This window comes from Shewanella sp. Isolate13, assembly GCF_022398325.1.
Taxonomy (GTDB): Bacteria; Pseudomonadota; Gammaproteobacteria; order Enterobacterales; family Shewanellaceae; genus Shewanella.
The window spans coordinates 1-10,712 of record NZ_JAKEVD010000062.1 but is presented as its reverse complement, the minus strand read 5'-3'; the positions used below and the strand labels follow the sequence as shown (position 1 = coordinate 10,712).

Below are 10,712 nucleotides of genomic sequence, written 5' to 3'. Positions count from 1 at the left end.
CAGTCACCTGCTGCGCCTTAATAATGATAATTAAAAATTATCAAAATGAGAATAAATGATAATTTTTAATTCCAATTCTCGCTGAGTATATTAACGCCATCGAAATGAAGTCCATTATCAACGACAAAATAAGAGGTCAGTTATGTCACAGTTCACTTTGGCGCATCAATCGGCAATGCCTTACCCCAGAACCTTTTCTCATATTGGGATCTCAGTGCCAGATCTCGAGGCTGCCGTAGAGTTTTATACCCAAGTACTCGGCTGGTATTTGATTATGGAGCCTACCGAAGTTGTTGAAGATGACAGTGCGATAGGGGAGATGTGCACGGATGTCTTCGGTGCGGGGTGGGAACGTTTTCGTATCGCTCACCTTTCCACGGGTGACCGCATTGGTGTTGAGCTTTTTGAGTTTAAGAACCAAGAGAACCCACAAGATAACTTTGAATACTGGAAAACAGGGATCTTTCACTTTTGTGTTCAAGACCCTGACGTGGAAGGGTTAGCCGAAAAGATTGTCGCAGCAGGTGGTAAGAAGCGAATGAAGGCGCCGCGTTATTATTACCCAGGAGAGAAGCCATACCGCATGATCTACATGGAAGATCCATTTGGGAATATTCTCGAGATCTACTCCCATAGCTATGAGCTTCACTATTCAAGTGGCGCGTATAACGGCTAACCGCTCTATTTTGAGTATCGATAATACCAATAGCCATTTGAGGTTATTGGTATTTTTTATGCCTGAGAATGTTTATCACCGTTTGAGTATAAGGAAGTAAGTGTTTTATGGGAGTCAAAAGCGCCTTTTCAGGAATGACTCTCAAGCTTAACTAGACGAGCATACCCAGTATTATCCTACGGCTTGAAAACCTTGCTCATGACGCAACAAATCGACCCAGAGTTTGACCCCAATGAACACTCTCATCGCAGATATAACCCTCTGACTTCTGAGTGGGTACTGCTAGCCCCCCATCGTGCTAAGCGACCTTGGCTTGGGCAGGTTGAGGTCACTGCCCCCTTATCTGCACCATCCTATGATAAGGATTGTTTCTTGTGTGCCGGTAACACCCGCGCCAATGGTGAAATAAATCCAGATTATCAATCGACCTTTGTGTTTCAAAACGATTTCTCGGCCTTGCTCCCCGATACCCCAGAGGCCAGTGATAGCGACCCGCTGTTTCGTTTTAGCACTGAGCGAGGAGAGAGCCGAGTGATCTGTTTTTCTGCCGATCACTCCAAGACGCTACCAGAGCTGTCTACAGCGGAAATTGAGCAAGTGATTCATACTTGGCGCATCCAGAGCGAAGAGTTAGCAGAGCGGTATTCCTGGGTGCAGATTTTTGAAAACAAAGGCGCAACCATGGGGTGTTCGAACCCTCACCCCCATGGGCAAATTTGGGCTCAGACTCAGTTACCCAGTTTAGTGGCGAAAAAGCAGCAAAACCTGCTGGAATATACCGAGCAACATGGCGGCAATCTGCTGGGCGATTATGGGGAAAAGGAATTAGAGCGGCAGGAACGCGTCGTGGTCTACAACGATGATTGGCTGGTGGTCGTGCCCTATTGGGCTGGGTGGCCATTTGAGACCTTGTTACTGCCACGATTTGAAATCAAACGGATGACTGAGCTTAGTGAAGCAGCGCAAAACTCATTGGCTGAGATCTTAAAACAGCTGACAACCTGCTATGACAATCTATTTAAGTGCTCCTTTCCCTACTCAATGGGGTGGCAAGGCGCGCCGTTTGACGCTCTAGAGCACAGCGAGTGGCGCTTACATGCTCATTTTTATCCCCCCTTACTGCGCAGTGCCGGCGTTAAGAAGTTTATGGTGGGCTATGAAATGCTGGCTGAAACTCAGCGCGATCTCACTCCCGAGCAAGCGGCAAAGCGTCTACGAGATGCTAACGGCCCGCACTACAAGTTATCTCAACAGGGGCTGAGTTAATGGATAAGCACACTGTCTGCGAGGCTTTTAATCAAGCTTTTAAACGTGAGCCTCAGGTCGTTACCTATGCCCCAGGGCGGGTCAATCTTATTGGCGATCATACCGATTATAATAATGGTTTTGTGCTGCCTGCTGCCATCGATATGGGGACTTACATTGCCGCGAGAAAACGTGATGATAATCAGATCCATGTGATTGCCAGTGACATCAATGACGAGATGCTCAGCTTTGGCCTAAATACCATTAGTTTTGATGAGCAGATCAGCTGGGGCCATTATGTCAAAGGCGTGTTTCAGGCGCTGCTCAGCCACCTTTCATCACAGGAAAGCCAGAGCAGGGATAAGGTCAGTATACAGGGCTGTGATTTACTCATAAGTGGCACGCTCCCTCAAGGCGCGGGATTAAGCTCTTCGGCATCGCTTGAGGTAGCGCTTATTAAAGCGATAACTGAACTGTTTGGTTTTCATCTAGAGGGGATTACCGCGGCGCTTATCGCTCAGCAGGCGGAGAACGTGTATGTTGGCTGTAATTGCGGCATCATGGATCAGCTTATCTCAGCCCTAGGCCAAGATAGGCAGGTGATGTTGCTCGACTGTAATGACCTAAGCTACCGCTACGCTAACATTCCTTTTAATTTACAACTAGTTATCGTTAACTCCAATGTTGAGCGACAGCTGGTGGGCAGTGAATATAACGCGCGGCGTCAGCAGTGTAATGAGGTTGCCCAGTTTTTTAACCAATCATCACTACGGGGCGTTAGCCTACAGCAGCTAGAGGCTGGCAAAAGTGATTTACCGGAGCGGCTCTATAGGCGGGCAAGACATGTGATCACCGAAAATGTGCGAACCGAGCTCGCATTTGACGCATTAGATCAGGGTGATATTGTGCTTATGAGCCAGTTGATGGCAGACTCTCATGCTTCTTTACGGGATGATTTTGAGGTGACTACGCCAGAGGTAGATTATCTTGTTAGCAGCCTATCGAGCGCAATAGGCTCAAGAGGTGGCGTGAGAATGACGGGTGGGGGCTTTGGCGGCTGCGTTATTGCGTTAGTTCCCCATCGTTTGCTTGAGACCGTAAGAGTTGTGGTTGAACGTGATTACTTTAAACGGACGGGATTAAAGGCAGATATATATGTCTGCTCGGCAAAAGCGGGGGCTTTTAGTTAGTAGTGGCTATGCTGCAACCGCTTTAGCGAGGCTTATATTGGTTGCAGCTAGGATCATACTCAAATCCGCTTGCGGCCAACTTTTGCTCCAGTAAATCACTTTCGATATCAAGATCATAAAATAGCGCCTGCCTATCTTTGCAGTTTAAGCGTAGGTGTTCATTGGCGATGCCGACTAAAATCTCAGCCGGTAGTGTGGCGAGTTTGTCACTGTTCATAAAAGTCCCCTTAAGCTGAGCATGTACTCGATGTTCGGTTTGGCTCTAACCTTATTAGATGACGAACCGATAATGATCAAAGTATGTGCGCTAAATCGAGGATTTTCCAATCTAGAGAAGGGGGCATTTTAACACAAAAAAAAGCAAGCCTTGAAAAGGCTTGCGAAAGTGATACAGGTGAGGAACAGATTACATAATGTCCTATTAAGCTTAAGTGTTTCTTAATTAACGCAGCTTTTCCCCGCGATTAATTGTGATTAATCTATCGAGAATATGCTCGCCATCCATACGAATACCGTTGTGCTCATATTCTGAGGTTAGCCAATACTTCAAGTTACCGACGCTTGCTACGGTTTCTAGGCTGTACTGCATCTCAACAAACATATCTTCACTGTATATGGCTGTGGCGACGGGGACTTGGTTTTTAGCAAGTTTGTCGACTTGATACAGGCTTGGCCAGTCCTGTTTCTGGGCTAGGCTCTGGGCCGCTTGCTGCAACGGTTTTAGGTTATTGAACTGCTCGAACATCCATGGATAGATCATCTCACCCGTAAACAGAAACGGCTTATCGGCGCTGTAGTTAAATTCTGGGTATTGCTCTCTCACGCGATGGGCTGCCCAGTTAGATGCTGTTTGCTGACAATAGATAGACTCATGTAACAAGGCAAAAATCGGGTTGGTATTGAAATCCAGAAGCTGGCAGAAATGAGCTAAGAAGAGTGGATTAACTTGGGGCCCTGATGCCGTTTCAGTTAATGCTTGCTCAAGTAGGTAATAGACACTTTCAGGACCCTGTTCCATTCCGATATTAATCCCGAGCAGTTGCAGCATCTCAACCGTTAGACGCTCACCAGTGGCAAGCCGAACCTCGTTGGCTTGAATGTAAGTTACGAGGGAGTCAATTAACTCTCGCGCATCGCTAAAACGGCTAAAGAAGTCGTGGTTCTTCGCGAGTACACGTTTATAAGTTGCTTGATAGACTTCATCCGCAGTGCGAGTCAACGATGGAATACCGCCGGTAATATAGGCCTCGGTTAACCCTTCTGGTGCATCGTTTAGGTACTTGAGCACACAGAAGCCGCCAAAGCTTTGCCCAAGGATGCTCCACTTCTCATCTTTGGTGAGTTGCTTACGAATAGACTCGGCATCACGAATGATATTGTCGGCCCTAAAGTGAGTTAAATACTGAGCCTGCTCAGAGGCAGATAGGTGCGCTAAGCTGGCATAGTTCACCGGTGTAGAAAGCCCTGTGCCGCGTTGGTCGAGCAATAAGACTCGATATTCTTGTAGCGCACGCTTTACCCAGCCGCCACTCGCCGCTGGACGGATGGCACCGAATCCAGGCCCGCCTTGGAAAAAAACGATAAAGGGCAGCTTCTTGTCTAGGTGTTCAGGGCTTGAGAGCTCTCGAGCGAAAACCGTAATCTGTTCGCCATCGGGCTCTTGGTAATCCAGCGGTAAGCGAAATTGATGTTTACGGCTCACCATGCCTGCAAAAGTCTGTTGGGCAGAGAATTCATAAGTCATTAAGTTGGCCTTTTTTGATGAGTATGATTTTTATTTTTCAGCATTTATTTGGGCTTGGAGTCCTTGCTGCAAGCCAAGCAAACCGCACCGATTGTATACCAAAAAATATGACCAATGCAGTGTTAATGTTATTGGCAAGAACTTGATACTGCTCAAGCTTGCTTAGTTGCCTAAATAGTGCAGGTTTTGTGAGCTTTGGGGCAAATAATTGCCAATAATTATTAGTCGAAAGGGTCAACTTCGCGTAATCTTTAGCTATTCACAGCGCAATATAGAGTCTTAGGTGATTATCGATGAAGTATCAGTTAATACCCGTCACCCCATTTCAGCAAAATTGTAGTTTAATTTGGTGCGAAGAAACCATGAAGGCGGCCGTGGTCGATCCTGGTGGGAATGTCGAGCGGATCCTTGAACAGGCCAGTAAAAATAACCTAGTGATCGAAAAAGTATTACTGACCCATGGGCATATTGACCATGTCGGCGCGGCTAAATTATTAGCCGAACAGCTTAATGTGCCGATAGTGGGTCCCCATAAAGCGGATGATTACTGGCTAGATAGCCTACCAAAACAGAGCCAACACTTTGGTTTTGTTCATTGTGATGCTTTTACTCCGTCTCAGTACCTCGAAGAGGGCGATGAAGTGAGCGTGGGCAATCTAGTCCTAAAGGTACTACATTGTCCTGGCCATACACCTGGTCATGTGGTGTTTTTTGCCGAATCGGCTAAGTTGGCTTGGGTTGGTGATGTGCTATTTAGAGGCTCTATCGGCAGAACGGACTTCCCACTCTCGAATCATCAAGATTTGATTGACTCGATCACCCAAAAGCTTTGGCCATTAGGTAACGATGTGCAGTTTATCCCGGGTCATGGCCCACTATCGACCTTTGGTGATGAGCGCGTACAGAACCCATTTGTGGCCGATCAGTTATTTAGTTAGCCTTTAAACAGGCTGAACTTAACCGCCCGAAAATCTGGCTTGCAGCACCGCGTTTAACTATTGCGTTTAATGACAGCGATTAAGATAGTAAGTGCAGTGCTGTTTAGCTTTTTGAGTATGTCACGATAGAGGACACATGGCAGTTAAGGCGTGACTTATCCTTGTGACTTATTTCAGTACCTACCTGAATACCTATCTTATGGGGCTTGGCACTGCGGATTAACAGCTATGTATTAAGTGAAGTCGTAGACTTCTATCCCTGAAATAGCTACCTCAGCAGGACACTTCCACCACTAAAATATATTTTATATCCTTCTGCTAGGTTACTTCTAGTTAGCAATTAATCAGTTTTTTTACTACAAAATTGGCGTTTTTGTGCGGTTTATCGACAATTGAGGCGGATAATTGGGGCTGGATCGTGTTTTTTTACATATAAAAAAGGTAATTTAGCTCACCTGATACTAATTGGCTCACTTCGAGCGGATTAAACGTAAAGAGGTAGGCTATGGAAAATCGTTGGCAGATTGCTATTTCGGCAGGATTACTTGCAGCTGTATGGGCTGGTGTTGCCGATGCGCTTCATCTTGTGACTTGGATAGGTTTTCTAAGCTGTAGCACTTTCTTTGCTCAAACCCACTCGGGTATAAAGGGCATGCTGATGGCCATGACAACGAATCTGTCAGGCGTATTCTGGGGTTGGCTGATCATATCCGGTAGCAGCTTCTTCGTGTCACCTTTGATGGGGTACACCTTTACCGGGATTGCGACAGCAGCCATGTGCTTACAAGCTAGCTACCAAAAGTTGGCCTTCATACCAGGCGCCTTTATCGGTTGTTGTATTACCTTTGCTATGGGCGCTGATATTCCAGCGATTATTCCGCCGCTGTTACTTGGTGCCGTGCTAGGTTATAGCATGAGCTTACTAACGGGCCAGCTTATCAACTTGACTCAAAGAATGCAGGGTACCTCGGTTGCTGAGATAAAAGAATCTTAGTTGCTACTGCTGCTCTGGGTTATTATTAAAAATTATAAAAATAGTTACCCATGCCCTCAATCTAGTGCTTCTCTTGGCACGATATGAGCGGTATGCGTAAGGCTTAAGCCAAGGAAAGATCATAATGAAACAGATTAGTTTTCGTAAAATCGATGCCGTACTAATCAAACTGAGCTTGAACGGTAAGTTTTGGGTGATTTGTACCATGGTGACACTGATCACCGCTGCTATCGCCATGTTCAATTACAACAGTAGCAAGTCCTTAATCGAATCTTCCTCTCTAAGTCGCGCGCAATCGAGTGTTGATGCCTATGCCGCTATCGCGAACGCTCAAGCGCTGACAGGAACAGAGCTTGTCGAGTTTGCTCAACAGGCAGGACTGAGAGTGACCCATAGCCTTGTGACTGAACGGCACAATGATGTTGTCACAGTGAGCGCTCAAGTTGGTGATAAGGCGCTAGCCACTCAAGTCGATGTGGCAAGTTGGGAGCAAGGCGCACTCGCTGATGCCAATAAGATGTTGCTGCTAGCCTTTATCGGGTTATTACCTCTGTTCCTACTCAGTTATTGGGTGTCGACCTCGCTTGGTGGTGGGCTGTGGGACATGTACATGGCCATTAAACGTTTAGCCGACGGTGATTTGAGCCAAAGACTTAACTTCTTTGGTAAAGATGATTTCAGCCTAATCGCTCGTGAGATTGACCGTAGCGCCGATAACATGAGTGAGATGGTGCAGGCCATTTCGCACAATGCGCAAACCCTTAACGAAGCGGCTGATGAGTTTACTCAGCAAGCGGGGCGCAGCGAAGAACTCACGGATAACCAGCATCAATTTTTGGATACGGTTGCGGTAGCCATGTCGCAGATGACTGCGGCAGTGGAAGAAGTTTCACATAGCGCGGCGAACACGTCAGAACAAACCCAACAGAATGCGACTCAGGCGGCGAATAGCCAGGAGTTAATCGGTGAAGCGATAGAGCGAATCGGTGTGCTGACGGGAAAAATTTCTGAAGCTTCGGTGTCGGTTGAAGACCTGTCCCATGCTGCAACGGATATCGGTGCCGTGGTGACTACGATTAATAGTATTTCCGAGCAGACTAATCTGTTAGCACTTAACGCGGCCATCGAGGCTGCGAGAGCCGGAGAGCAGGGCAGAGGCTTTGCGGTTGTTGCCGATGAAGTGAGAACGCTTGCTAGCCGTACCCAACAGGCGACGGTTGAGATCCAATCGATGATCGAGGGGCTACAAACGGGCACTGGAAAACTGTCTAATATTACGAATGATATCGTGTCTGAGGCTGAAAAAGGGCGGGTAGCGATAGAGTCGGTAGGCCAAGACGTTGCTAGCATGGCACAGTCCATCAGTATCGTATTCGATATGAGTTCACAAATCGCAGCATCATCTGAGGAGCAGAGTGTCGCTTCACGTGAAATTGCCACTCAGTTGAATGATATCCGAATTCAGGCCGAAACCATCAAGGATACCGCGCAGAACTCGGTGAGCTTAGCGGCTAACTTAGCAGGTTCCTCTCAAGGTTTAGAGCAGATCTTGGCTCAGTACAAGGTCAGCTAACTTTACACCGAACTTCAGCTTAAGCTACAGGTTGATTTTCGAGTTAAGTCGATAATAAAAATGCCAGCAATAGCTGGCATTTTTTTATGGTTAATAGATAAGCAAGCTATTAAGTAGCTAAATGTGTTCCTGTATATATGAGGCGTGGTTTAGTTAGCTAAACGTGCTCCAGATATATAAAGGGACGCGTGATCTAGTTAACTGAATGTGCTCCAAATCGGTGCGTGATCTGACGGTTTTTCGATACCACGTAGATCATAATCTACATCTGACTCGGTTAGGCGTTGAGCCAGAGATTTGGTTGCCAAGACTACATCGATGCGCAGACCGCGGTTATCGACAAAGCCTTTGCTGCGATAGTCAAACCAAGAATAGCGCTCACTACGTTCAGGATGAAGTTCGCGGAAGGTGTCGACTAAGCCCCAATCCATCAGCGTCTTTAACCATTCACGCTCTTCTGGTTGGAAGCTACACTTACCGGTTTTAAGCCAGCGTTTAGCGTTAGGCTCGCCAATACCGATATCAAGGTCTACAGGAGAGATGTTGATGTCGCCAATAATCGCGATATCTTCGTCACTACTGTGATACTCGTTTAGGTATAGCATTAAGTCTTTGTAGAACTTGCGCTTAGCTGGGTACTTAGTTTCATGGTTGATGTTATCACCCTGAGGGAAGTAACCATTCAGTACCGTTAGTGTGCGGCCATTATCCTGTATGAAGCTGCCCATGATCATACGGCGTTGAGCGTCTTCTTCATCGGTTGGGAAGCCTTTTTGTACCTTGATAGGCTCTGCTTTTGATAGCATAGCGACGCCGTAATGGGCCTTGCCACCATGGTAATGTACCTTATAGCCCATAGCTTCAACATCAGCCATGGGGAAGGCTTCATCATGAACCTTAGTCTCTTGCAGGCCGATAATGTCTGGCTGATGGCTATCGATCAAGGCTTGAAGTTGGTGCAGTCTCGCTCGCAATCCATTGATATTAAATGAAACAATTTTCACTTTTCGATCCTTTAAAATTTACGGCAATACTAACTTATAAGGTTTAACGATGACACTCTCATACACGCCAGCGGCGATATACGGGTCTGCGTCGGCCCAGCACTGAGCATCTTCAAGTGATGGGAAGTCCGCAACCACTAAAGAGCCGGTAAAGCCTGCTTCACCCGGGTTCTCACTGTCGATAGCAGGATGCGGGCCTGCAATCAATAGGCGGCCTTCGTCAGCAAGAAGCTGCAGGCGGGCTAGGTGATCTGCACGAACGGATAGACGTTTCTCTAAGCTATTTTCAATATCTTGCGATGAAATCATGTACCACATTATTTAAGCTCCTTACGATCTTCTTCAGACATGTTTTTAAACAGGTAAACCACGGTTAACACGGTATTGACAAGCGTCAGTGCGGTTAAGCCAAATACTTTAAAATTAACCCAAGTTTCTTGGGATAAACCAAATGCGACATAGATATTTACTAGGCCACAGACAACGAAAAAGCTGACCCAATACCAAGTGACGCGTGCCCAGACTTTATCTTCGACGATAAGCTCTTTGCCAAGCATGCTTTTTAGCAGCGGCTTGTTCATCATCTGACTAACACCGAGGGCGATAGCAAATAGGGCGTAGACGATGGTGACTTTCCATTTAATGAAAGAGTCGTCGTGTAAGATTAGGGTTAATGAGCCAAATACCGTTACCATCACAAACGTAATAAGGTGCATTTTTTCAAGCTTTTTATACAGCATGTAACTGATGACAAGTTGCAGTGCGGTTGCAGCGATTAATGCACCGCTGGCAATGTAAATATCGAAAAACTTATAGACAGCAAAAAAGATAATAAGAGGTAAAAAGTCGAGCAACTGTTTCATAGGGTAGCATCAGTTTTAAATCAAAAAAGTGGGCCAGAGTGTAGCATGCAAGCTTGCGGGGAAAAAGTGAAAGCCGATGACTGTGACTTGAATCGATGACGGGGTTATGAGCTGTGGTTTTTTGTTAATGTAAAGATGCAACTGTGCTTATCTTTTGCTCAAAGCGAGAATAGAGCCGCCCTGAATAGAAGGCTTTACAGGGCGCTTGATAGCAATGACATTAAGGAGATGTTTATTTGTGTGATTCATAGACATAGTTTCAACCTGGCGATCTCTAAATCTAGCTTATAATTTGCGTCCTGAACCCTTTCGTTTTTAATATCATAGTTACTCATGACTTCATCAGAGAATGGCGTTTCATTTGCTATATCGAAGTATTTTTCCATCGGCGTTTTGCCTTTGTGGGCACTATGAGGTCGCTCCCAGTTGTAATAATGTTGCCACTCAGAGAGCTGGTTATCCAAATCGTCCGAAGTGATATCTAC

General features: G+C 46.2%; 12 protein-coding genes. 6 read left to right on the top strand and 6 right to left on the bottom strand.

Going from position 1 to position 10,712, the window contains the following annotated elements:
- Positions 1-142 precede the first annotated feature (142 nt).
- The 3 genes from L1D44_RS21390 (at position 143) to galK (ending at position 3,111) form a co-directional block, all read left to right on the top strand.
- Positions 143-676: a lactoylglutathione lyase family protein gene (locus L1D44_RS21390; RefSeq protein WP_239893219.1), complete on the top strand. Its 534-nt coding sequence runs from the start codon at positions 143-145 to the stop codon at positions 674-676.
- Positions 677-874: 198 nt separating this feature from the next.
- Positions 875-1,942 (top strand): UDP-glucose--hexose-1-phosphate uridylyltransferase, encoded by a 1,068-nt coding sequence (locus tag L1D44_RS21385; RefSeq protein WP_239893218.1) that lies wholly within the window; start codon positions 875-877, stop codon positions 1,940-1,942.
- A complete protein-coding gene (galK, locus tag L1D44_RS21380) occupies positions 1,942-3,111 on the top strand; it encodes a galactokinase (RefSeq protein WP_239893217.1) in 1,170 nt (389 codons plus the stop codon). Before L1D44_RS21385 ends, galK begins: the two co-directional genes overlap by 1 nt.
- A 22-nt stretch (positions 3,112-3,133) precedes the next feature.
- Here the strand turns inward: galK and L1D44_RS21375 are convergent, their stop codons facing one another.
- Positions 3,134-3,328, bottom strand: coding sequence for a DUF4250 domain-containing protein (locus L1D44_RS21375; RefSeq protein ID WP_239893216.1), 195 nt, complete (start codon positions 3,326-3,328; stop codon positions 3,134-3,136).
- 225 nt (positions 3,329-3,553) lie between these two features.
- On the bottom strand, positions 3,554-4,855 hold the full coding sequence (locus L1D44_RS21370) for an alpha/beta fold hydrolase (RefSeq protein WP_239893215.1): 1,302 nt from the start codon (positions 4,853-4,855) through the stop codon (positions 3,554-3,556).
- Between the two features lie 293 nt (positions 4,856-5,148).
- Here L1D44_RS21370 and L1D44_RS21365 point away from each other — a divergent pair, with 293 nt between their 5' ends.
- The 3 genes from L1D44_RS21365 to L1D44_RS21355 all read left to right on the top strand — a co-directional run bounded on the left by L1D44_RS21365 (position 5,149) and on the right by L1D44_RS21355 (position 8,360).
- Positions 5,149-5,793 (top strand): MBL fold metallo-hydrolase, encoded by a 645-nt coding sequence (locus L1D44_RS21365; RefSeq protein WP_220770032.1) that lies wholly within the window; start codon positions 5,149-5,151, stop codon positions 5,791-5,793.
- A gap of 505 nt (positions 5,794-6,298) precedes the next feature.
- Positions 6,299-6,787: a DUF1097 domain-containing protein gene (locus tag L1D44_RS21360; protein ID WP_239893214.1), complete on the top strand. Its 489-nt coding sequence runs from the start codon at positions 6,299-6,301 to the stop codon at positions 6,785-6,787.
- A gap of 124 nt (positions 6,788-6,911) precedes the next feature.
- Entirely contained in the window at positions 6,912-8,360 is a 1,449-nt protein-coding gene (locus L1D44_RS21355) for a methyl-accepting chemotaxis protein (protein ID WP_239893213.1), read from the top strand.
- A 197-nt stretch (positions 8,361-8,557) separates the two neighbouring features.
- On the opposite strand, the gene xthA is transcribed toward L1D44_RS21355, so the two are convergent.
- The 4 genes from xthA to L1D44_RS21335 all read right to left on the bottom strand — a co-directional run.
- On the bottom strand, positions 8,558-9,364 hold the full coding sequence (gene xthA / locus L1D44_RS21350; RefSeq protein WP_239893212.1) for an exodeoxyribonuclease III: 807 nt from the start codon (positions 9,362-9,364) through the stop codon (positions 8,558-8,560).
- A gap of 18 nt (positions 9,365-9,382) precedes the next feature.
- Positions 9,383-9,682, bottom strand: a complete 300-nt coding sequence (locus tag L1D44_RS21345; protein ID WP_202721400.1) for a YciI family protein — start codon at positions 9,680-9,682, stop codon at positions 9,383-9,385.
- Positions 9,682-10,227: a septation protein A gene (locus L1D44_RS21340; RefSeq protein WP_239893211.1), complete on the bottom strand. Its 546-nt coding sequence runs from the start codon at positions 10,225-10,227 to the stop codon at positions 9,682-9,684. Before L1D44_RS21340 ends, L1D44_RS21345 begins: the two co-directional genes overlap by 1 nt.
- Positions 10,228-10,472: 245 nt before the next feature.
- A partial coding sequence (locus L1D44_RS21335) for an integrase core domain-containing protein (RefSeq protein WP_239893126.1) occupies positions 10,473-10,712 on the bottom strand: 240 nt, incomplete at its 5' end.

Bases quoted from the DNA above. Each gene is read 5' to 3' on its own strand.
- L1D44_RS21340 (WP_239893211.1), bottom strand. From the start codon at position 10,227: ATGAAACAGTTGCTCGACTTTTTACCTCTTATTATCTTTTTTGCTGTC.
- L1D44_RS21390 (WP_239893219.1), top strand. From the start codon at position 143: ATGTCACAGTTCACTTTGGCGCATCAATCGGCAATGCCTTACCCCAGA.
- L1D44_RS21345 (WP_202721400.1), bottom strand. From the start codon at position 9,682: ATGTGGTACATGATTTCATCGCAAGATATTGAAAATAGCTTAGAGAAA.
- L1D44_RS21360 (WP_239893214.1), top strand. From the start codon at position 6,299: ATGGAAAATCGTTGGCAGATTGCTATTTCGGCAGGATTACTTGCAGCT.
- L1D44_RS21375 (WP_239893216.1), bottom strand. From the start codon at position 3,328: ATGAACAGTGACAAACTCGCCACACTACCGGCTGAGATTTTAGTCGGC.
- L1D44_RS21355 (WP_239893213.1), top strand. From the start codon at position 6,912: ATGAAACAGATTAGTTTTCGTAAAATCGATGCCGTACTAATCAAACTG.
- galK (WP_239893217.1), top strand. From the start codon at position 1,942: ATGGATAAGCACACTGTCTGCGAGGCTTTTAATCAAGCTTTTAAACGT.
- L1D44_RS21365 (WP_220770032.1), top strand. From the start codon at position 5,149: ATGAAGTATCAGTTAATACCCGTCACCCCATTTCAGCAAAATTGTAGT.
- L1D44_RS21385 (WP_239893218.1), top strand. From the start codon at position 875: ATGACGCAACAAATCGACCCAGAGTTTGACCCCAATGAACACTCTCAT.
- L1D44_RS21370 (WP_239893215.1), bottom strand. From the start codon at position 4,855: ATGACTTATGAATTCTCTGCCCAACAGACTTTTGCAGGCATGGTGAGC.